The organism is Ktedonobacter sp. SOSP1-52 (assembly GCF_016587395.1).
In genome coordinates, this window is record NZ_BNJH01000001.1 from 412,484 (window position 1) to 434,220 (window position 21,737).

Annotated in this window: 17 protein-coding genes; 7 read left to right on the forward strand and 10 right to left on the reverse strand. The window is 51.0% G+C overall.

What is annotated here, in order from left to right; all coding sequences use genetic code 11:
* Positions 1-5: 5 nt before the first annotated feature.
* The 5 genes from JMJ16_RS53525 to JMJ16_RS01800 all read right to left on the reverse strand — a co-directional run bounded on the left by JMJ16_RS53525 (position 6) and on the right by JMJ16_RS01800 (position 5,673).
* Positions 6-506 carry an IS630 family transposase gene (locus JMJ16_RS53525; RefSeq protein WP_236601123.1) on the reverse strand — a complete coding sequence of 167 codons (501 nt, stop codon included), beginning with the start codon at positions 504-506 and terminating at the stop codon, positions 6-8.
* Positions 507-879: 373 nt separating this feature from the next.
* Positions 880-2,613 (reverse strand): MFS transporter, encoded by a 1,734-nt coding sequence (locus tag JMJ16_RS01785; RefSeq protein ID WP_201377946.1) that lies wholly within the window; start codon positions 2,611-2,613, stop codon positions 880-882.
* Positions 2,614-2,750: 137 nt separating this feature from the next.
* Positions 2,751-4,001: a thioester reductase gene (locus JMJ16_RS01790; protein ID WP_201377948.1), complete on the reverse strand. Its 1,251-nt coding sequence runs from the start codon at positions 3,999-4,001 to the stop codon at positions 2,751-2,753.
* A gap of 115 nt (positions 4,002-4,116) precedes the next feature.
* On the reverse strand, positions 4,117-4,920 hold the full coding sequence (locus JMJ16_RS01795; RefSeq protein ID WP_201377950.1) for an alpha/beta fold hydrolase: 804 nt from the start codon (positions 4,918-4,920) through the stop codon (positions 4,117-4,119).
* A gap of 303 nt (positions 4,921-5,223) precedes the next feature.
* The gene (locus JMJ16_RS01800; protein ID WP_201377951.1) at positions 5,224-5,673 is read right to left on the reverse strand and encodes a helix-turn-helix domain-containing protein; all 450 of its coding nucleotides are present in this window, start codon (positions 5,671-5,673) and stop codon (positions 5,224-5,226) included.
* Positions 5,674-6,044: 371 nt separating this feature from the next.
* Here JMJ16_RS01800 and JMJ16_RS01805 point away from each other — a divergent pair, with 371 nt between their 5' ends.
* The 5 genes from JMJ16_RS01805 (at position 6,045) to JMJ16_RS01825 (ending at position 13,257) form a co-directional block, all read left to right on the forward strand.
* Positions 6,045-8,879 (forward strand): helix-turn-helix domain-containing protein, encoded by a 2,835-nt coding sequence (locus JMJ16_RS01805; RefSeq protein ID WP_201377953.1) that lies wholly within the window; start codon positions 6,045-6,047, stop codon positions 8,877-8,879.
* Between the two features lie 67 nt (positions 8,880-8,946).
* The gene (locus JMJ16_RS01810) at positions 8,947-10,056 is read left to right on the forward strand and encodes a S9 family peptidase (RefSeq protein WP_201377955.1); all 1,110 of its coding nucleotides are present in this window, start codon (positions 8,947-8,949) and stop codon (positions 10,054-10,056) included.
* 586 nt (positions 10,057-10,642) lie between these two features.
* On the forward strand, positions 10,643-11,827 hold the full coding sequence (locus JMJ16_RS01815; protein ID WP_201377957.1) for an IS256 family transposase: 1,185 nt from the start codon (positions 10,643-10,645) through the stop codon (positions 11,825-11,827).
* Between the two features lie 165 nt (positions 11,828-11,992).
* The gene (locus JMJ16_RS01820) at positions 11,993-12,826 is read left to right on the forward strand and encodes a hypothetical protein (RefSeq protein ID WP_201377959.1); all 834 of its coding nucleotides are present in this window, start codon (positions 11,993-11,995) and stop codon (positions 12,824-12,826) included.
* A gap of 35 nt (positions 12,827-12,861) precedes the next feature.
* On the forward strand, positions 12,862-13,257 hold the full coding sequence (locus JMJ16_RS01825; protein ID WP_201377961.1) for a transposase: 396 nt from the start codon (positions 12,862-12,864) through the stop codon (positions 13,255-13,257).
* A gap of 37 nt (positions 13,258-13,294) precedes the next feature.
* On the opposite strand, the gene JMJ16_RS01830 is transcribed toward JMJ16_RS01825, so the two are convergent.
* From JMJ16_RS01830 to JMJ16_RS01845, 4 genes are all read right to left on the reverse strand, one after another.
* The gene (locus JMJ16_RS01830) at positions 13,295-13,690 is read right to left on the reverse strand and encodes a hypothetical protein (RefSeq protein WP_201377963.1); all 396 of its coding nucleotides are present in this window, start codon (positions 13,688-13,690) and stop codon (positions 13,295-13,297) included.
* A 425-nt stretch (positions 13,691-14,115) separates the two neighbouring features.
* Positions 14,116-15,459: an NAD(P)/FAD-dependent oxidoreductase gene (locus JMJ16_RS01835; protein WP_201377965.1), complete on the reverse strand. Its 1,344-nt coding sequence runs from the start codon at positions 15,457-15,459 to the stop codon at positions 14,116-14,118.
* Between the two features lie 128 nt (positions 15,460-15,587).
* Positions 15,588-15,710 (reverse strand): FAD-dependent oxidoreductase, encoded by a 123-nt coding sequence (locus JMJ16_RS01840; RefSeq protein WP_201377966.1) that lies wholly within the window; start codon positions 15,708-15,710, stop codon positions 15,588-15,590.
* Positions 15,711-16,014: 304 nt separating this feature from the next.
* Positions 16,015-16,983, reverse strand: a complete 969-nt coding sequence (locus JMJ16_RS01845; protein ID WP_236601124.1) for a DUF5984 family protein — start codon at positions 16,981-16,983, stop codon at positions 16,015-16,017.
* Positions 16,984-17,565: 582 nt separating this feature from the next.
* Between JMJ16_RS01845 and JMJ16_RS01850 the strand changes: the two genes are divergently transcribed.
* On the forward strand, positions 17,566-19,182 hold the full coding sequence (locus JMJ16_RS01850) for a TROVE domain-containing protein (RefSeq protein ID WP_201377968.1): 1,617 nt from the start codon (positions 17,566-17,568) through the stop codon (positions 19,180-19,182).
* Between the two features lie 108 nt (positions 19,183-19,290).
* Positions 19,291-20,193 carry a hypothetical protein gene (locus JMJ16_RS01855; RefSeq protein WP_201377969.1) on the forward strand — a complete coding sequence of 301 codons (903 nt, stop codon included), beginning with the start codon at positions 19,291-19,293 and terminating at the stop codon, positions 20,191-20,193.
* On the opposite strand, the gene JMJ16_RS01860 is transcribed toward JMJ16_RS01855, so the two are convergent.
* Positions 20,190-21,572, reverse strand: a complete 1,383-nt coding sequence (locus JMJ16_RS01860) for a transposase (RefSeq protein ID WP_201377970.1) — start codon at positions 21,570-21,572, stop codon at positions 20,190-20,192. The genes JMJ16_RS01855 and JMJ16_RS01860 overlap by 4 nt on opposite strands.
* Positions 21,573-21,737: the final 165 nt, after the last annotated feature.

Below are 21,737 nucleotides of genomic sequence, written 5' to 3' on the forward strand. Positions count from 1 at the left end.
CTCATCTACCCAGAGGATGGTGTATTTCTCGTTTTCGGCTTTTTTTTAATCGCTGGCCAACGATCTTCATACCACTGCTTGATAGCTTCTTCATTCCGTTGCGTCGCCCGTTCGATTGGCTGTTGAGGACTCCAACCAGCTTCTCGTAACAGTCGTCCGGCGTGATCGGGATGGTAACGGACACCAAAGCTGCGATAGATCACTTCCGCGATCCGCTTCCCTGTCCAGACATCTCCCCGAAATCCATAGGCTTCTGCCCCCTCCACCAACAAGCCAGGAATCTGCGCTTGTTGCTCAATTGACAGTTTTGGCTTCACGCCTTTAGGAGGATGTGCTTTGAGTGCTTCTATGCCGCCTTCTCTTGCTTGTTTCATCCATTGGCTCACGGCTCCCTTACTTACCCCTAGTGCTTTGGCTATATCCTTTTGTTGCCATCCTTGTTGCTTCAGTTTCCATGCTTGTTTGCGTCGTTCTTCTCGCCAATCGGCTTTCTTTGGTGCTCCCATGCTGCCGATTCTATCACAGTTTACTTGCTTCCGTCGACGTCAGTAAGTCACCAGACCCCATGAGTAAACTCCTGGCACTTATACACAAATCTGAAAGTTTGCAGAAGATCCTCAGAATGATGTGAGGGAAAGGTGTGGGAAAAACGCGCATCGATGCACAATGATGTGCTTTTAGCTTGGCGAGACAAGCGACGTTTTCAGCGAAAGTGAGTTACCTCTCGTGTGGAAAAAAACGAGGTACGTGCAGAGCATCGCTTCCGTGTTTTTTCTCGATATCGCATATTTGTGTATAAGTGTCAGGGCTTTAGCCATGGGGTATCTGACTAACCTTCAGGGAGACGTGGCAGAGCAGAGGAGAGCCTCCCTTAGTTTTCTACGAAGCAGCCGTTTTTGCCTTCCGCTTGCCGTCAGTGAGAACACTCTTCCCACATTTTGCCAGGTACATCTCCATTTCGGGCGAAGGCACCAGCTTTGAAGCTAAAGCATTCGCAGATGAAGGCAGGACTTCTTCGTTGAGCTGAGCGCCGTTCTTCACGCGCCCGAGCAGGAGGAAACTCCACGCCAGTCCAGTTCCCAGCACCACACAACCGATCCATAAGGCGAATCCCCATTGCTGAAGGACCAGGCCTCCCAACAGAGGACCAGCAAAGGCAGAGAGGCCCCAGGACATGCGTGCCACCCCCTGGTACAGCCCACGCTCAGTGGAAGGAGAAAGCAGGGCAACAATCGTGGCTGAGACGGGGACAAAGATGATTTCCCCGATCGTCCACACCAGAACCGAGCCAGCATACAGAGGAAGCGAAAACAGGGAGTCAGCGAGAGCGGTCAGGCCGAATCCCGCCCCCAGGAGCAAGACCGATACCGCGAGGGCCTTGAAAGGGGCAAAACGCGTCAGCAGATGGGAGAGCGGCAGGCCAAGCAGGACCACCACGATCCCGTTGATGGAGATGACGAGACCATAATGCGCGGCATCCAGCCCATGGAGCTGCATATCTGCTGGCAGCGTGGAAGAGTACTGAAAGTAGATGCTTGTCAGGAAGAAAGACAGACCAGTATAGAGCAGGAAGCGACCATTCCGCCAGATTCCGGACGTACTCGCCGCCTGTTTGAGCTGAGGCACTGAATGCATGGAGGATCTGGTCGCGGTTGGACGTGTTTCCGGTAGACCGAGGAAAATCAGCAGACAAAAGAGTGCGGTCCCGATGCCATCGGCGCAAAACAGGATGGTATAGCCAATATATGGGACGATGATACTTGCCAACAGGGGAGATGCGGCCATGCCCAGATTATAGGCCCAATACACCAGGCTATTGGCCTGGGCCTGGCGCGTTTGCGGAATGAGATCGGCCAGCACCGCATTCGACGCGGGGCGATACCACGAGATCCAGAAGCCCATCAGGAATGTGAGCAGTGCAATCAACCAGGTCTCCTGAATAAAGGCCAGGGCAAAGGTCGTCGCGGTCAGGCCCACCAGGCCAGAAAGAATGGTGGGGCGACGTCCAATCCTATCGGCTAGCACTCCTCCAAGCAGTGCCGAGACGCACGAGCCAATCCCATAGAGTGCGACAATGGCCGACGCCTGGCTTACCAGAAGATGTCGGACTGAGACCAGGTAGAGCGATTCAAACGGGAGGACAAAGGTGGCCGTTCCATTGATCAATGTCCCAAACAGTAGGTACCAGTAGGCTCGGGGATATCCCGTGAACATCGCGAAAGCATGAAACATGGTTCGCTTTCGATGTGCCGCAGGGATTTCCTGTTTGGGCGCATCCTGTTCTTCCATCAGGGCGCGCGATTCTGCAGGCAGAACAGTCCGTCGCGAACGTGTTTGCTGTCGCTCTTTCTGAGAGATCGGCATGGGGTTGGGAACCGGGCGTAAAGCACGCTCAAAGAACGCCAGAACCCGTGTGCGATACGCCTGACGATCCGCGAAATACGCCCGACAGTGCTCTGCCCCTGACACCTGCCAGTGTTCAGTAGAATCAGGCGCAGCCGCCGTATCTCGTCCTCCGTGGATCAGCAACGATCGGACACCATAGAGTAAAAACGCCATACCAGTAAGGATAGAAAAGCATATCCTTAAGAAAAGCGTGGGATCAAACATCATCTCTTCACCAATCCTTCAGAGTCATCACATCCAATGAAGCATATTCTTCGTGTAAACAACATGGTGGGTGTGTACCACAACCCTCCTTCTTTGCTCTACAGAGGCAAGCAGAGAGAACACTCCCTGGTAGAACCCCCTCACACACGGTTGCGAAAGCGAGCTCGAAACTCCATAAGGCATGCCGATGGGGCGTCCTGTACGCCCAGATGAGGCGCAATTCCTCGGGCCCCGGCCCGCCTGAGCGCAAGGTAGTGGCTTTGTGCCGTTTTTGTGTCGACCCATCCAAGGGCCGGGGGAACATCGAGTGTTGCCACAGCAAGCCCGGCTAGCAAGGAGCTTTTGATCTGGTATGGAGTGCATCCTCCCCACCTTTCCTCAGTTTGTAAAAGCAGATCTAGCATCGATCCTTTTTCAAACCCCCGGTGCGCCTGTACTGCTGTGGGGAATGTCAGCTCATCTACCAGGGGGACAAGGATGTCCTCGTGTGCTCTTACCCGAGCAAAAAGCGGCTCTGCAACAAGAGGCGAGAGCCCGGAAAACCTGAAGACGATCGTACCAGCGCGAATGCGATCGATGTTGAGCCGTTCAAGAAAACTCCCTGTCCCAAGCAGAAGCGTTGCCTCGTACACAGCATCTGGAGCGCTTTCGCCTTCTTGCAGCGTGTCGATAAGCAGTATTTCCCCCTCAAAGCCAGAGGCGCGAAGTTCTCTCACAAGCCGCTCAATCTGTGCCTGCTGACCCGGCTGAGAACAGAGAATTACGGATGCAGGATGGGGCAAAGTTACAAGCAAAAGGCGAAGGAACGTGCTGGCAAGAGGGTCAGATCCTACTGCCACAATCTGTTCACGGCGCAGATCACGGGCGACGCGAGCAAGTATCCATTCAAGCGTGAGCAGCGCTGCAGCGCTGGTAGTTGCATCTGCAGTGGTGAGCCTTGGCCGATCATCTGCCCGCAAAACCTGGTACTCCTGGATCAGCCGCCCTTCATGCGTGACAGAGGCAAGAGGAGTAGAGAGGGAAACACTTCTGGCACCACAGGACCGGGCAATGGCTACCGCCTGGCAGGCCTGCTGAATCAGCTTCTGTCGCTGCTCGTCGTCATCAGCGTGCGAGATCGCTATGGGCAGAAGTATATTTCCTACGCGCCCAAGTGGCGTTGTTACAATGTCCGTGAGTGCGGGACGTCCCTGGTGCCAGAGACGCAGGAGCAAGGTCTCCTCCTCTTCAAGAGGAGGAAGACAATGAAGCGCTACAGCATCAAGGGGGGCCTCGCGTTGTGTGAGCACGCTCTCAAGGAGCACATGGGAAAGCGGGAACCACTGCTGCTCACCTTGAGACCGTGGCGATGTTTCCTGCGGATGGATGGAATGGGAAACTGTATGCATCATACTCTCATCTCTTCTCTTTATAGACAACATGTCCTTCTATTGTCATTACTAGGCAAACAAGACCGCGATAGAAAACTGCCTGTCCTCTGGGGCGTTTATGAACGCACAACTACCGTCAACAGGACAGATCAGGAACACATGGAAGCGAGAAAGGCACAGTATCTGCCAGATAGTTCTCCTCCTGAGAATCGGTTTCCGCGGCAAGGGACACATCACTCTGCGGTACAAGGCAGGAGAGATCCTTGAGCGTCTGAAGAATCATGAGCGGCGTTTGCCAACGTGTGTAATCCGTCTCCATATGTTCAACCAGATGACAGAGGACATGATTGGCTTGAGGATGCACCAGTCGAATCTGTGACAGGAGTTCTCCATGTGCACGCTCTACGCCTACTCCATCCTGTGGAAAAAGAGGGGACAGCACCATTGTGAGCTCTTGAGCAGCGTTATAGGAAATGTCGACACCAGTTGAGGCCAGGTGCTTCAGGAGAGAGAGAGGATAAGCGCATGGGAAGGGAAGAAGAGCGAATCCCCGTAGACGCTCTGCCATAACCACGTGCCACTGAAGCGCATCGAGCAAACACAGGCCAAACCGGCCTACTGCGACCACGTGTATATCGTCCAAATGAAGAGTGGTATCGCACAGGCTCGCCAGGTCCTCAACCCAGGCGGAAATGGTATAAGCAGACTGTTCCGCTGGTTTGGAAGAAAAACCGTGCCCAAGGAGATCCGGCGCCACAACGTAGTAGTGGCGAGAAAGAGATTCAAAGTAGGGGGTAAACACGGCACTGCTTTGCCACTCACCGTGAAGCAAGAGTAACGGTGGGTTCTCAGGGGTGCCTGAGAAACGACACCATATCCGTCGTCCTTTTGGATGAAAGGGGACATGCTGATCAGAGCAAGGCAAAAGAGATGTTCCCATCGCGAAAAATCCTCCGAATTTTACCAAAATTTTGTAATTTGACTAGACATACTGTTGTTCTGTAGACGTGCCTTTAGCGTGTAAACCGTTGCTATGAAAGCGTTAGATGACGAAGCAATCCCTGATCCATTCCTGGCACTCAGTCATCATCACAGGGGGCTCCGGTCAACATCGTGAGGTACGTGACTAAGTGTACCTGAAGCAAAGGAGACAAGGGAAGATGAAAACCACCCAATAGTGGACGAAGTAATTCCCAATTCTGGGCGAAGTGCTATCCATGTGAGCAATGCCCCAGGCGTTTACTCATTCAGGCGCTAGATTGCTGCCCTCTTTTGGCTCATCCTGGCAATGGCGAAGCACATAGCCATGCCCTTTGACGACAACCAGTTCAAGAAATGGTGGCAATTTCTGCTTGAGTTTGGACATGTGCTTCTGTAGCGCCACAATATCTCGCAAGTCACAGCGAGAGACATCAAGACGAAAAGCATAGGCAGCCAGGTCACGAAAGGAGAGTTCTTGCTCAGGATGGTGCAGGAACGCAACCAGAAGGCGGCATTGCATCGGGGTACAATGCAGTTGAAAGCCCTCAGTCAGTTGTTTGCGCTGAAAAATGTAAATAAAACGTTCGTGGAAAATCAGCGCCTTATAGGACCAGCATGAAATGAGTGTGGGAGCGTGGTCTGAAGATCCATTCTGCCCCTGGTGCTGAGACGGGAAATCTATCGGCGATAGAGTATTCTCAAGAACAATCATTATCTTCTTTCCTTTCCTGAAGTGCATGGAGTGGGACGAGCAGCGTCCCCTCGTAAGCCATGCAAACAATCCTGTCACTCGATGACAGAGCAGGTACTTATCTCCAAACACTTGGTGTTAGTATGCAAGTTTTCATGTCAGAAAAGAACATACAGCAATCACACAAAACTCAGACAAAACTTATACAAGACTCATACAGGTGGCTACATACAGCTTCTCATCGCTTCAAAGTGCTTGAAACCTTGTTAAATATGAAAAGCTGTGCTACTATCAGTTTGTGTTTTTGAATATTTGTAGATTGTAAGGATTAGAATCGTGCATTTCTATACATTGTTGTACATTGTCTCCTTAGTGATTGCAGGGAATGCGTTATGAGTCCGAACACCTTCCTCAAAAAAGCAAGAAGAGAACGGGGTCTCACTCAGGTAAATCTGGCCGAGCAACTTCATGTTGGTGTTCAAACCGTCAGCAGTTGGGAACGGGGAAAACGCGCTCCGCAGCCAGAAGTTCGCAAACGATTATGTGAGATCTTAGGAAAGTCTCCAGAGGAACTTGGTTTACCTCCGCTCGATCAAGGATTACGCCACTCGTCGACCCAGAAAGACCACGTCACATACACAGTGGTGCTCTCTGCTGAAGAAGATAACGTCTTCCCAGAAGAGGGTTCGGAGCGGAGGCGGGATGTTGCGGAACCATCACAAACTGCTCATCGGAATACATTCGCATATGCATACGACGATGTAAACCGCCAACGCCTGCTCACCCGTGTTCACGAGCGCTGGATCAAGGGCGTTTTTGAAGAATCGCTCTATCATTCCACCCTTCTCGTTGTACCGTTACAAGAACGACCCGATGTGCTTGAAGACCCATGGCAAGAGGTGTTTCAGGAGTCTCCCTTGCCATCACGTTCGTTGCCACCTGGAACCCGGATTACGCAAGTGTATGACCAGGCGGATGGAGAACTGCTCATTCTTGGTGAGCCTGGTTCAGGCAAGACAACCTTGCTCCTTGAACTAGCACGCCATGAGATTGCACGCGCCAGGCACTATGAACGATATCCTCTTCCAATCTATTTCAATCTGGCATCGTGGGCAGAGAGACAGCTTCCGTTGGAAAAATGGCTGGTCGAAGAAATCAATACCAAATATCGAATTTCACCCAAACTGGCCCAAACATGGATTGAAGCGGAGCACATCACGCTCTTGCTGGATGGATTAGATGACGTTGGGCCTGAATACCGGACAGCATGTATTCAGGAGATCAACACCTACCGGCAAAAATATGGATTAGCCCCGGTCGTGGTCTGTTGCCGTTCTGCAGATTATCTGGCACAACCAGCGCGTCTTGCCCTGAATAAGTCAGTCGTGGTCAAGGCGTTGACCACTGAGCAAATAGACGAATTTGTAGCTCTAGCGGGCCAAGATCTTGCCATCCTTCGCTTGACGCTTCAACGTGACGCTGCACTCCGAGAAATGGCCTCCACTCCCTTAATGCTCAATACGTTGGCCATTGCCTACCAGGGAGTACAGATGGAGGAGGTCCTGACTGATGGTGTATTTCAGATACAACGACATATGATCTTTGCGAAATATGTTGAGCGCTTGATTGAGCGAGGAGGTGCCAAGACAAAGACGTACACCAGCGTACACATCAAACAGTATTTGACATGGCTGGCGCGGCATCTGCAAGCACATAATCAGACAGAATTCCATATCGAGCGCCTTCAACCCGATTGGCTGGAAAGTAACCGTGAGCAACATCGATATCAACGAACCGTTATTCGTCTCGTCACTGTCATCCAATGCATCGTCGGAGGTGCCCTGGCAGCGTGGTTGAAAGGAGGGCTGAAGAATGGGGTGGTAGGCTCTGGAAATGGGATCCTGGGGCTATTTGGCGGTGGAACAGGCAATAGCATGCTTGGATGGATGGCACCAGGCATTGGAGGGGGAAGCCAAGGGGGAGCCAGTCTTATTCTCATTCTGAGTATCGTGATCTGGTTGGTTTCCATCCTGGTGGGAAGTCCCTCTCTCCCAACGCTGACCCCCCGCGCCATCTGGCATGGGTTGGGAACTGGGCTACGCACTGGACTGAAGTTTGGCCTCATCATCAGTCCGTTCTCCATTACCTTGTTTACCATTCTTGGTGGCCTTATGCATGGAATCTCCTATGGCCTGGGAATTGGCTTCTTTCTGGCCATGCTTATTGGACTCCTCAGTGGATTAGGAGGTGGATTACGCTACCAGCAAGAAGAACCACCAGAGAAGGTGCCATTTAAAGATCGACTTGTTGATGGTCTGACCTTTGGAACTGGAGGAGGACTCAGCTTTGCCATCGTCGAACTGCTGCTCCAGGTCAATCACCAGTCCACCATCATTTACAGTTTCATCGCAGCGCTCTTCTATTTCCTGGCCTTTGGCTTTGGTGGGGGGACCCGTCTCTTCACCTCGTTAGGAAAAACCATTCAACCAGCTGAGATTGTCACCTGGTCCTGGAAACAGATGGCCCAGGACATGGGAAACACTATCAAAAAGAGTCTCCTGGTTGCGCTCGTTACGCTCGCAAGCGTAGGCGTCATCATTGCCGGGATCACGAGCCTCTTTTTTGTCGATCCTGGGTATGGACTTCACTACGGGCTGGTTTTTGGGACGATCAGCGGCCTCATTGTGGGCATTGCAGGCATTTTAACGAGTATGCTTCAAAGTGGTTGGTCAAGTGAGATTCTCGCAGATGACCAGCATACGATCCCAAATGAAGGCATCGCTCGTTCGGGACGTAATGCACTTCTTGGAGCTTGCATATTTGCTCCCATTGGTGGAATTGCCAGCGGCCTCGCGACTGGCATCGGTTTTGGCCTTCTTGGACAGCTTTCAACCTGGCCAGTGATGGCGAAAGCCTTTGCGGTGATGATTGCCATACAGTTCTTTGTGATTTTTACCATCGCCCATGGTGGTATTGCATGGATAGAGCATTATACGCTTCGCTGGTATCTCTGGAAGTGGAGTCGCATTCCCAGGAACTACGTGGATTTTCTTAATCGTGTCACCAGCCACGCATTAATGCGCAACGTTGGAGGGGGATACATGTTCACGCACCGATTGCTCTTGGAGTACTTTGCGCAGCTCGCTCCATCGCTGAATGCTCGGTCAGTATCTGTGCTCAGCGAGCACAAAGAGCGCAGCGCACGCCAAGAGCTCAGCACATTATAACGGGAGAGATCCCAGTAGCATTTGATACCATTTTTTCCGCACCTATTACTTTGCTAAAGGATTGATTATGTTGACATTACTCGTATGTGTGCTTCTTCTCATTACTCTTCTGCTAGTGGTGCTTTGTGTCGGTTTGTGTTGGTATGTTGCACAACGACTGCTCCATCGCACAACCAATGCATCAACATCTTTTACTATCCCACTTGTGGAGATCAATGCGGAGGCAATGACGCTACAAAGCACAAAGAATACCAGACGGCCAGGAGTGTTTGGTATTCAAGGTCCAGAAGGACAGGCCATTGTGGGACCCATTCTCTCCTCTGATGCCAAGACGGTTACCCGAAAGCTGCTCCAAGTAGCAGGAACGCTCACACCTCAGACCAACGTCGCCTGGAATACGACGGTCTACAGAGGGAAACTGCGAGAGCACCTCCAACTCACCATCAATGAGGTGTCTGTTCCTACCCCTCTCGGCACCATGCCGGCATGGTTTGTTCCTGGGCAGCAGCCGATCTGGGTCATCCTCATCCATGGTGCAACGGGGACACAAGAACAAGGGCTACGTGCGTTTCAAACACTGGCTAACCTGGGGTTTCCCATTTTAGCTATCACGTACCGCAATGATAAAAACGCTCCGGCAAGCACTGATGGGCTATCACATCTGGGAGAGACGGAGTGGGAAGATGTGGAGGCCAGCGTCAAGTATGCCTTGACCCAGGGGGCACAAAGCATTCTCCTCTATGGCATCTCCATGGGAGGAACCATGGTCGAAGTCTTCCTCGCTCGCTCATCCTATGCTGACCATATTCACGCAGTGGTCCTCGACTCACCGGTGCTTGATTGGCGGGCCACGATCGAGAGCCAAACCAGAAAGAACAAACTCCCATTCTTCATTGCCAGAGGAGCAGAGGTCATTATCTCAAGGCGCACACATATCAACTTTGAGGCACTCAATTTCCTCAAGCAACCACCTCGCCACATTCCAACTCTGCTCTTTCATGGCATGGATGATACGAGCGCGCCCATAGCGTTAAGTGATATATTCGCGTCGATCCACCCCTCGATCACCTATATTCGTGTTCCTGATGCCGAACATACCCAATGCTGGAATGCAAATGCTCAGGAATATGAATCCCAGTTGCGCACCTTCATTGAAGAAACCGTCTTAAAGGGATAACCATCGATAGCCTCGAAATCACAGAAAAAGCCATCGCTCTCTCTGTTTACAAGGTGATAGAGAGGGCGATGGCTTTCCTTTGCGTGAGTGAACATCCTACGCTCTTGAAAAGGTGCTGATCGCGCTTCCTCCACTTACGCGACGCTTTCCGAGGGCGCTCAAAAGTAGGCATGAGTCTGTTCCAATTTCGGAGAAACCAAAACAGCAGAGAGTCTTTCCTCTTCTTGAATCAAGATAGGCTTTGAAGAGAAAATATCCTTCACGAGGATGTTACCACTCGTAGCTGCATACTCCAGCCAAAGAGGAAGAGGTTGAAGTGATGGGGTATCACTTCAACCTCTTCCTCTTTGGCCTCAAACCTTATGAGATTGCGACCACTATTCCCTTTTTCTTAACAATTCATGGATGTCACTCAGCATTTCTTCTACATCATGAGGTTCTATATGATCACTGTCATCAATGAAATGGGGATGCCATAACGAATGTTGTGTAAAGGGGGAAGGCTTCCCAAGGAGGAAAGAAAAGGTGATACTACAGGCATAGAATGTTTTTACTCAGTCCTGCACAAAGGACAAGGAGGAAGACTATGCCTGTGCACAAAAAACACCATAACACACCAGAGTCACCAACGACAAGCGTACGTATCTCCCCATCGGATGTTCCCAGCCAAGAGAGCTTTCATCAGCATCTGCGTGAGTTGATTCGTGGAGCAACCCGCGTGGTGATGGAAGAAATCATGCAAGAAGAACTCCGTCTGTTCTTGGGCGCAGAATGGGGAGAAAGCACCAGCCAGCGTCGAGGCTATCGCAATGGCTCCTACACCCGCGACCTGGTGCCCACAAGTGGCCGTATTGAAGATCTGAGCGTTCCACGAGATCGAGAGGGCCAGTTTCATACGCAGGCGTTTGAGCGCTACAGCCGCTATGAGCCTGAGGTAGCAGAGGCCTTAACCGAGATGTTTGTCAGCGGAAGCAGCACCCACAAAATTGGCAAGGTCGCCAACACGTTGCTGGGGGTCGCTCCCAGCGCCAGTAGCGTGAGTCGCTTGAATGAAAGCCTGAGTGAACAATTTGAGGCGTGGCGCACCCGTCCGTTACAAACGCACTATCGCATTGTGTACCTCGATGGGATTCATTTCAGCATTCGTCATGGCTCCAAGTGCGATGCGAGCATCATTTTGACGATTTTGGGCGTCGATGGGGAGGGAAACAAGGAGGTCTTAGCGCTGCAAGCCTGCGCCGAAGAAAGCCGTGAGGGGTGGCTGGGCATCTTACAGGACATGCGCAGTCGTGGAGCCACTGAGGTGGACCTCTTTGTCACGGATGGGCATGAAGGACTCCTGGGAGCGCTTGACCAGCTCTTTACAGCGACTGCACGCCAACGCTGCCTGGTTCACAAGCAGCGCAATGTGCTCAGTGCCATTCCTCGTCGAGAGCGCGAGCTGGTGCAAGCCGATCTGGTGGGGATCTGGAAGCCAGAGAAGAAGGAGGATGCTCTGGCCAATCTTGTCGCCTTCAAAGCCAAATATGCCGAGCGCTATCCCCAAGCGGTGCGCAGTTTGTGTGAGGATGAGGAGCACTTACTCACCTTTTATGACTTTCCAGTCGGGATGCATCGGCATATCCAGAGCACCAACGCGATTGAAGGCTTCTTTAGCAATGTGCGGCAGAGAACCGATCAGATTGACGCCTTTACGAGCGAAACCAGTTGTGTGCGTCTGGTGTGGGCTGTGATGCAGGACATTCGTTTTCACAAGGTCACGGTGAGCTAAGCCGTAAGAGCATTGAGCAGATCAACGCTCGGCTGCTGTGGCCGAGGAGGGAGAAGGTGGCCTTTTTTGTCTCTTGAGGACAGCCAGGAGCGTTTTCTCGCATGCTTCTCAATGAATGATGGGATGTGAAGCCATTGTGCTCGCTAGCTCTGAGGCTCTTGCGCCGTGAGGGTTACTGGCCTTTCATCAGTACACAACATTCGTTATGGCATCCGTATTTGCATCGCACTGTATGAAAAAGATATTGAAGAAGTGATAGAGGCTACGAAACTTCCATTTAAGGTGGCCTATCACACGGAAACTGGCGAATATTTACACCATCTACAGGTTTATGCATTCCATGGTGAGGAAGAGAATGCGGAAAAGAATTTCCGAGGACAAAGATTTTATACGATAATGACATGTGAAAGCTTCTGGTCTTCACAGCAACACAAAGCCATGAAGAAGCTCATATTAGATAAAACCATTATTGATTGGTGGATGTATTGGCCAAGAAACGGCGAGTCACTTGCTCGAGATTATATAATACCAAAACAACTTTATCCAGAATTTGAGTATCATTTTGAAGATGCAGTGAAGCAAATTTATAAACGTATACAAGCGCAGGAAAAGATAGAAAGGCTACTCCCCCTCTTAGCTGAGCTTCAACTGCCTGTAGAGGATATAGCTTCTGATGAATGGGAAACATACGTTGCCAATAGATTAAACATATTAGGGCCAGTTAGCTGGATCCCCGAAAATAAAGATGATTTACTTAGATATGTTAGGGAGGCCTACAGTGTCCCTATTGCATCAAAGCACCTTGATGGTTATGAAGATGATATATTTTTCCATGAAGTTAAGCTTATTCCATTAGAAATCGCCTCAAAAGATGAGGAAATAGTGGCGGCCTGGACAACTTATCTTGATGATAATCCTCAGGGTGTACCTGTTGCCGAGTACCTCATTGCGGGGAAGCGCATATACAAATATTATGATACCAAAGTAGAAAATAAATAATACTACTTGGTAGTTTTGAATGCTACGATAAGAAGATGAAAACACTCACCTTGCCAAAGGGATTACCAGACTCCCTCCCAGAATTAGCAATCTTTTTGCGACCGTTTGCGCCCTTGTTTCGATGCAGCACGAGTCGCAGATCACTTGAGCGGCACGTCACTGGCTTGTTGGCCGATTTGCCACGTAAGAACTGCGGGACGATTGCTCAGACAGTAGCCAATACCTCGTTGGAGCAATTGCAACATCTTTTGACCGATGCTGTCTGGGATCTGTTGGTTCTCGATGGGCGACGGGTGCGCTTGTTGGTTGAGCACAGTCCAACCAATGGCATGCTGGTGCTCGATGACACAGGCTTGCCTAAGCAAGGTAATGCGTCTGTGGGTGTCCACCATCAGTATTCGGGCACATTCGAGAGATTTCGGAGGCGCTGAGACCGGAAGCGTTTCCTCAGCTTCCGGTCCAGCCCCTTCAAAGCCCTCTATGATGTCCCCAACAAATATGCTCTTGCCCCTCCTGGTGCTCTTGCAACAACTTCGGCGAGGGATAGGTCTTACAGAGCGCCATGGTATCGCCAAAGCGATAGATTACGGAGAGACGCACCGCTTTCTTCCCATCTACTCTTACCGGCGTCTCAAGATGAATATGCTTGGCCAGGGCCTCGATCACCTGTTCCCAAGATAAGGGCTGCTCAAGCTGCTCATGCAACCGACGTTGGAGCGCATGAAGTACATCCCCCGCCGTTTGAAGAGAACTGATCTGTGTCTGCATCAACGAGAGATGCTCATGCAATCGCGCCAAGTGGTCACGGACCTGCTGCGTTTCGGCCTCAATCGCAATCCAACTGCTGATCAAGATCGCTCTCACTGATACGCCCTCTGCGAAATAAGCCAATCACACTCTATTTTTCATGACCCTTTTCTTGTACGATGGACTCTTAGAAAGCGATATCATAGAGGAACAGGCCTTAATTGGCTGTCTGAAAAGACATCTGCATTTCAAATTGACGAAGCAACCCTCACCCGTGCAGATAACAATGGAGGTTTTTTGTGCCGTTCGTGGTTCTTCTGCTAAAACAAAGATGCTCTTCCTTCTCCCTTTCACTTCAGGTACTCTTCCAAATCGGGTCAATCCCACATGTTGCCATCTTACTCCCTGATAATCTTTGGGTGATGGCAATATTTGTGTTCTCATCTGCCGATCGAAGCCAATAAGCTCAAACACCTGAGTTCTTTAAAAGCCTAAGGAATCGCCGAAATTTCTTGAAGCGTGCTCTTCCTCAGGACGCCATGCTATCTTATCTCTTCGGGGGTCGCATTCAAGAGTTGTTGCGCAACAATGTAGCCTGATCCTCCATTAATTCCATGCCCTGGCCATGTTGCTGCTCCCAACAGAAAGAGATTTGGCACTGGGGACTTATGCCCTGGTTGACCGGGGAGCGGGCGGAAGAGGTAGCTCTGAGCCAGATCGTGTGCACCTCCGTATGGATCACCAGGGCCTTGATTGGGGCTAAACTGTGCCAGTGTATCGGGTGTCATCACAGTGTGACCGATAATAGCGCCAGGAATATTTGGAATATGCCTGCCCACAATATCAATGACTCGCTCTGCAAAGCGTTCAGTAAGGTCGTGTGTCCATATCCCGTCACCTACATCGATCAGATCGGCAGCGTCACCCCGAGGGTGACAGGGCACCTCAAGAACCTGAACGCGCATAATGGATTTCCCTTCCGGTGCGCGTGAAGGATCGAGGTTCGTTGGGCAATCCACAGTAAACGTTGGTTTCACCGGAAGTAAGCCAGCCATTCCCTGGGCAATGGCGAGGGTACACCCATCGAGTCCATCCGTTAAGTGTGGCTGTCCCACGCTGTTGAAGCGCTCATCTGGCCAACGTGGCGGCTCACTAAGCGCCAAGTGAATCTGTACACATCCACGTCCATACCTGAACTGCCTGGCCTGTGTACGCAGAGATTCATCGACATCTGTATCAGCAAGCAGCGAGAGGTAGAGCTGATCTGGATTCATTGAAGCAACTATAGCCTGGCGCGCACGGAACTCTTCACCGCTAGATGTACGTACGCACGAAGCTTGCCCGTGTTCTACAACGATACGATTGACATGAGCCTGCGTGCGTATTACTCCCCCCTGATCTATTACCAGTTGTGTCAGCGCGCGCGCCAGCATTTCGCTTCCCCCCTCGGGTATTGGCATGCCCCCTCCCATTAATGCCAACACGGCGAGTTTAATCCAGATACCGCTGCCAACTTCGTCGGGAGTGCGTCCCATATGCATGACCCAGGGGGCAAGCATTGCACGCAAGACTGAAGACTGGAAAGGACTGACCACAGTGCGCGCAGTATCAAATAGCGAGGCAGCAAAGGATGAATAGCCGGAATGCTTCTTATCATACAGTAGACGCGTAAGGATCTCCTGTGCGCTAGGTGAGGTAAGGTCCAAGTTAAATAGGGTGAAAACATCATTCACATAGGGGTTAAGCGCTTCCAGTAGACGAACAAGGGCAGCTCCATCGCCAGGAGCAAGTCGCTCCGCCTCTGCGATGAGTGCCTCAATAGAGCGTGGAAACACCGCTGTTTGACCCTCTTCCAAGGATACACCCGTTGGGAGATCGGTATTCAAATAATGCAATCCCCGCTTTGCCAGTGCGTCTCCGAGATCAGTATAGGCTGGTCCAGTGAGGAAGAGAGGGTGTGCGGCAGAATAGACGTCGTGTTTAAAGCCAGGAAGTGTCAGCTCATCTGTGCGAACTAGCCCCCTGGACGGTCATTTTTCTCCAGCACGAGGACACTGCGTCCCGCGCGGGTGAGGTAGGCTGCGGTAACGAGTGCATTGTGACCGCTACCAATAATAACGATATCATATGTTTCCATCGTGTGCGCTCCCTGCTGTATGGGTAAAACTACTCCGATCGCATATACTAGGGACACCCTAATGCATGAGATTTTCTAAGTATACATTAACGTTGATCCTACTCGGGTATGCTAGACACATCGAAGAATTACACACAACATGTGCTGAAAGGATGAAGTTCCTGTATTGTGCTACTTTTAAATGCTATACGTTTGCACTTTCATTTTTTAACTGATGCATATTTTGACAGAGACCAGGAGCAGCGAAATATGAAAAGCGACCGGAGGCAAATAAGCTCTCCGGTTTCTAGCATTCGTGTCCATCTCAGGAAAGCCCTGCAAATCTATCCATCTTCGTCATTGCATTGAACACAGCATTGACCTGTATCTCCTCGCCTGAAGAGACTCGCCCAAACGACGAAGCGAGCCGTTGAAAGCGGGTCAGTTGCTCTTTTTCGAGTTTGGCGAGATCCAGAGCAATATCTGGGTAAGGCCAGAATCTTTCCTCCGGGTCTTCGCCTTTTTGGGGAAGCGGAGCGTAGATTGAGCGGTTTGCCGAAAATGCGTCTGGCATGGGCGCTCTGTCTGTTCGCCCAGGTTGGTAGGTAGCTTTCATCTCCTGAATTCTGCTGGCCATCTCGGCAAAAAGGAGGCCATGGAATGCTTGCACTTCGTCTAAGAATTGAGCGCGGGTCAGGTGGATCTGGCCTTTTTGCGCGGTCCAAGCCGGGATGGTGTCAATGTCTTGCTCACGATTATCCCAACAGGCATGGATATGCTGGTCATTATTCCAGAACCACAGACGCGGCCCTGCTATCAAAGGATGTGTGTCAAGCTGCCGATCATACCACCAGCTTGATGCTTGTAGGTAGGTGTCCCATATTTCCCTCCCGGATTGTTCTTCCTCTTCTGTTTCCTCTTCTTCCTCACTCGGTTCGAATAATGTTTCCCATTGTCTGATGCGTTCCTGCCATTGATTCACCTGTTCTTCTGTTGCTAACAGCTGCGCAAGCCTGGGAGGAAGCGGCTCAAGGATACGGGGTAAAATGTCCAAAAGATCTTGCCAAAAACGGACGACGTAATAGTCGGCATAAGGGAGATGCCTGGGCTCATCCAGGTATTCCTGTTGCCAGTAAGACAGAAGCTCCGGGCTGTAACGGAAGATTTCATCCTTTTCGTTGACGTGCAACCAGTACCATCCTTCTGTCAGACCAAACCAGTGCAGATAGAGGTGTCCCTGATAAACCCAGGGGGTTACCTCGGAGAGTGGGCGCAATTGGAAATTGAAGAGCATACATCATCCCTTATGAAAAAATAAGCAGTTTTCACTGTATAGACGTTTCTTCTCGAAAGGATCCAGTATCCTATCCTGGAAATCTGGAACCAGGAGGCATAGATCTGGAGTGTCAAAATCGATTTGCATAGTACTAAAGATGACCTACACAGTTCCCCCTCCTTCTCGCTAACCTGAATAGCTACCATATTTATCTACGTAAATAACATACTTCGTGGCAATTATCCCTTAAAAATGGGCCTACTGGTCTGTATCTTGTTATCTTTGCCTCTGTTATAGTTAGCATTGTCGGAAATATTCAGCCCTGTAAAGAGCTATATTGACTTCTTTCACTCCTTCTGCTATCCTCATGTCGAGATGGGCCGCTTGGTGTTGGTTACCACTGAAAATGGTAGGGGCGCAAGTTCGAATCTTGCTGATAGAGGAAACTCTGTCGTAGCTTAGTGGTAGAGCACTAACATCAACATCTACCTTTTGCCTATCTCTGGACTTATTGACACGGGCCGCTGTTTGTAGGTTATCTTTGGGTGATTATCCTACGGACGACCTCTTGCCCGTGTCTTTTTGTATGCAGGAGGCAACATGAAGCAGTATCTCAACTTCGGACGTCGCGCACCCAACACGCCACAGACGGAGCCAATCCCCGGCTCTGGCCAGACGAAAAATAATGCCAGCGGCTTTTCCTGGTCCGTCGAAGATGCCACACGCCTGCAAAGGTTCCTCATCCTGGGTAGTGCCAATGGGACATTTTATGTTTCCCAGCGCCAGCTGACTAAGGAGAACCTGGGTGTGATCGAGAAAATGCTGAAAGAGCACAAGGGCCGCGATGTCGTCACCTCAATTGTGGAGGTATCCAAGGCTGGCCGCGCTGCCTCAAATGATCCGGCACTCTTCGCGCTTGCGGCTTGTGCAGCGGCCGATGATATCGATGTGCGCCAATATGCACTCTCTGTTCTCCCACAGGTTGCCAGAACGGGTACCCATCTCCTGCATTTCCTGGCTTACGTGAAGCAGTTCAGAGGCTGGGGGCGTGCACTCCGTCAGGCAGTCGCATCCTGGTACAACAACATGCCAGAGCAGCGTCTTGCCTACCAGCTCGTTAAATACCAGAACCGCGACGGGTACACCCAGCGCGACGCGCTGCGCCTGGCACACCCCAAAGGCGAAACTCCTACCTATAACACCCTGTATCATTGGGTAGTCAAAGGCTGGGAAGGCGTCGGCGATGAGCCGCACCCTGACCAGGCGCTGCGGATCGTCTGGGCATTCGAGCGAGCCAAACGCGCTCAGGATGAGAAGGAGGTGGCCGCGCTTATCAGGGAGTACAAGCTTCCACGTGAAGCCGTGCCCACACAGCATCTCAATTCTGAGCGGATCTGGGAGGCGTTGCTTGAGGATATGCCCATGGAGGCCATGCTCAGGAACCTGGCAACGATGACGCGTGTTGGGCTGATCAAGCCTCTGAGTGATGCTACCAACGAGATTACACGCCGGTTGCGCGACCAGAACGCGATCAGGAAGCCACGTCTACATCCCATGAAGATCCTGGCTGCACTCACGACGTATAGCAGTGGTAAGGGCGTGCGTGGCGACAATACCTGGACACCAGTACAGAGCATAGTGGATGCCCTGAATGATGCGTTTTACCTGTCATTTGCTAACGTCGAGTCGACTGGCAAGCGCATCCTCATTGTTGTGGATACAAGTGGCTCAATGAGCTATGGAAACATTGGGAGCATGCCGGGTATGTCCTTGCATAAAGCGGCAGGTGCGATGGCCCTGATCACCGCCAGAACGGAGCCAAATCATCATATTATCGGGGTCGATACGCGTGTACATGAGCTACCTATCTCGACCAGTCAGCGCCTGGATGATGTGGTGCATATCCTAGACAAACTCGGCGGGGGTGGGACTGATTTATCCCTACCTATGCAGTATGCGCTCCAGAAAAAGTTACAGGTGGATACGTTTGTGGTGCTTACCGACAGCGAATCGTGGGCCGGGAGAAACGGCCATCCCGCCCAGTGGCTCATGCGCTATCGCCAGGAAATTAACCCAGAGGCGCGCATTATCAATGTGCAGATGACGTCGACACATGTCACCAACAACGACCCAAATGATAGGCTAGCACTTGAAGTGGTCGGCTTTGATGCCAATGTCCCAGAGATAATCTCCTCTTTCATTAAAGGCGATTTCTAGGTAAATAGCCCTCTTGGCAAAAGAGGGCTATTTACTTATCGTTATTTACACTGATTCTAAAATGGTAAATAATATACCCATCCGTTACAATGTTAGAAGGGGGATCTAATGTTTAGGAAAGTTGCGGACTGGCACAAAGTTGGACTGGGCACAAAGCCTGATACAGATTTAGCGAGAGAATTGGGTGTCCATAGGGAAACTGTTAGCGCAATGAGAAGAAGATTGGGCATACCTGCCTTTGGCACCAAGACTGAAAATATAGACTGGGAGACCGTTGGTCTTGGGGAAAAGCCCGATTATGTTCTAACACAAGAATTAGGCGTCCATTTCAATAGAGTTGGGAAAGAGAGACGGAAACGCAACATTCCTATCTATATAAATCCAAATACTATTGATTGGAATAATGTGCCCTTAGGAACAAAGCCCGATAGTGTTATTGCTCATGATTTGCAGATTCCGAGAGAGAGAGTTAAGTATCATCGCAATCTCCGTAACATTCCCGCATTTGTAGGAGTCATACTTTTACAAGAGGGGTATCCATGTAGATCAATTTATGAGGCGATGTATGACGCATGTCTACATTGGAAACAAATAGCACATGAGCACGAAGCAAGAATAGAAGGACTGCCGTACATTGCTGATTTTAAAATAGATAGTCGATTCGTTGAGATCCCCGGAATGCTACATTTCCCCAAGTATAGAGAGAAATATAACTTAAAAAGAAAAGCGCTAGAGGAGAATGGCATTCCAGTAACTTGGCTTCAGATTGAAGATATTAAGCGTTTGTACGCTGACTGTCCAGTTCCCTTGCGCTTTAGAGAGCAACGCGAATGTTTAGATTGTGGCAAACAAACTCATAATTTAGTAAAAGGGGTTTGCCGCACATGCTATATGCAACAATGGCATCAACAATCCTTGTATACAACCATATGCGGATCTTGCGGCAAGGAATTTTCTTACCACGATAATGATGCCCCCAAATATTGTTCTAAAAAATGTTATTGGACCTAAGTTTTGGCCAAATAAATGGCGACATGCGCAGGAGCGACGAAGGTTTGGAAAGGGCTGAGTAAGACAGGAGCCAGCGGAGCATCCTGATTGAGTCCGATCTGACGGACGCGCCCCCACGCATCAAGGAGGAGAAAGCCACTGATATGAAAAACATCGCGTACCAAACGCAAAGGTCCGTAGTGCTGCACCGCAGAGGTCGTTACGACCAACCACTCTTGTGCCCAGACGAGCACATTGTGGACCAGGCTGCCCAAGAGCATAACCATCTGTTGCGCTTCAAACCGCTTTTTGCTGCGCTTGCCGAGGGCACCCCCCTGTTTGTCGCCTTTGAACGAGGTTTCGACCCCACCTCCACGCTGATCGTAGAGACGCAGGTGGGCAAGCAGCAGATCCTTGACAGGATCAAGACTGTGGACAAGCAGGCCATCACTCAGTTCTTCAACCTCATCGGGCAGCAGGCTGCAGATCAGGACCGCGATGCCCCACTGTCCATTAGGTTTGCGCTTACGAACTGCGATGCGCCTCACAGGCCGCACATACTCCGGCGCTTCCACTTCGACCCATCCCACTTGCCGCCCCGGCTCATCGGGATCGTCAACCCAACGGGTCACGGAAGCTGCCAGGCGAGTCGCACGTTGGCCGGAGTAATCCTTGCACAGGATCTGGTAGCCTTGGGTGAGCGACCAGTTCACATCGTTCATGCTGCCACCCCCAGCATCCACCCGCAACAGGGTGCGCGCGCGTTTCGCGCCATTAAGGTCCAGGATCTCCTCGGCAGCTTGAACCAGAGGCACAAACGCCTCGGACAGTTTGGTCCGGCCCTCAAAGAGTTGATCGACGACGACTTCCCCGTAGCGGGTCGCCAGGACACGGCCCAATTGCCGTCCACGGCGGTTGCGCGCCCCAGCAAAGTAGCCTTTGGTAGCCAGAGCAGCCTTTTTGCCACACGGCAGACCCGTGAGATCAACATCCAGGATTTGAAATTGCCGATGGTAGTCATGCCGATAGCCTTGGCTGTGTTGGCGATACATCAGCTTCATCGCGTGCTCCATTTGCTTCACCGTCTCGGCGGTACAGGCAGAGAGCGTTTCCTGGACGACCGATTGCTCGGCGCAGCGCGTCCGTCCAAACGCGTGTTGCAGCGCACGATCGCTCCTCAAGCGGCTGTTGATCTCCACCAGCCCTGTGGCTCCCGCCAGGATACTGATGAAGGCATCGGACAGTTTCTCAAAGGGCGTGTCTTTCACGGTCTTCTGCGGGATCTGAACGAGCTTTCGGATCGGTGCCAGCAGATCCAGGGTGCGTAGTTTGATGCCCAGTGCGGCTAGGCTCGCACATCCGGTAAAACGTTGGGTCAGTTTCATCGTAGATTCTGTCATGATGATGAATCTCCTCTTGTTTGGTTGACTTTCTGCAAGAGCTATAGATCATCATCTTTTTCTTTGCAAGCTCTTCTTTTGCCAAGCTTGCTGCCACTATTTTGGCCAAAATTTACGTTGGAAAAGCCTTGAATTTGATTGGCCTTCATGGGAATGGATCGATGA

Excerpts from the sequence above, each read along its gene's own strand:
- JMJ16_RS53525 (WP_236601123.1), bottom strand. The coding sequence starts at position 506 with ATGGGAGCACCAAAGAAAGCCGATTGGCGAGAAGAACGACGCAAACAA.
- JMJ16_RS01785 (WP_201377946.1), bottom strand. The coding sequence starts at position 2,613 with ATGATGTTTGATCCCACGCTTTTCTTAAGGATATGCTTTTCTATCCTT.
- JMJ16_RS01790 (WP_201377948.1), bottom strand. The coding sequence starts at position 4,001 with ATGATGCATACAGTTTCCCATTCCATCCATCCGCAGGAAACATCGCCA.
- JMJ16_RS01795 (WP_201377950.1), bottom strand. The coding sequence starts at position 4,920 with ATGGGAACATCTCTTTTGCCTTGCTCTGATCAGCATGTCCCCTTTCAT.
- JMJ16_RS01800 (WP_201377951.1), bottom strand. The coding sequence starts at position 5,673 with ATGATTGTTCTTGAGAATACTCTATCGCCGATAGATTTCCCGTCTCAG.
- JMJ16_RS01805 (WP_201377953.1), top strand. The coding sequence starts at position 6,045 with ATGAGTCCGAACACCTTCCTCAAAAAAGCAAGAAGAGAACGGGGTCTC.
- JMJ16_RS01810 (WP_201377955.1), top strand. The coding sequence starts at position 8,947 with ATGTTGACATTACTCGTATGTGTGCTTCTTCTCATTACTCTTCTGCTA.
- JMJ16_RS01815 (WP_201377957.1), top strand. The coding sequence starts at position 10,643 with ATGCCTGTGCACAAAAAACACCATAACACACCAGAGTCACCAACGACA.
- JMJ16_RS01825 (WP_201377961.1), top strand. The coding sequence starts at position 12,862 with ATGAAAACACTCACCTTGCCAAAGGGATTACCAGACTCCCTCCCAGAA.
- JMJ16_RS01840 (WP_201377966.1), bottom strand. The coding sequence starts at position 15,710 with ATGGAAACATATGATATCGTTATTATTGGTAGCGGTCACAATGCACTC.
- JMJ16_RS01845 (WP_236601124.1), bottom strand. The coding sequence starts at position 16,983 with ATGCTCTTCAATTTCCAATTGCGCCCACTCTCCGAGGTAACCCCCTGG.
- JMJ16_RS01850 (WP_201377968.1), top strand. The coding sequence starts at position 17,566 with ATGAAGCAGTATCTCAACTTCGGACGTCGCGCACCCAACACGCCACAG.
- JMJ16_RS01855 (WP_201377969.1), top strand. The coding sequence starts at position 19,291 with ATGTTTAGGAAAGTTGCGGACTGGCACAAAGTTGGACTGGGCACAAAG.
- JMJ16_RS01860 (WP_201377970.1), bottom strand. The coding sequence starts at position 21,572 with ATGACAGAATCTACGATGAAACTGACCCAACGTTTTACCGGATGTGCG.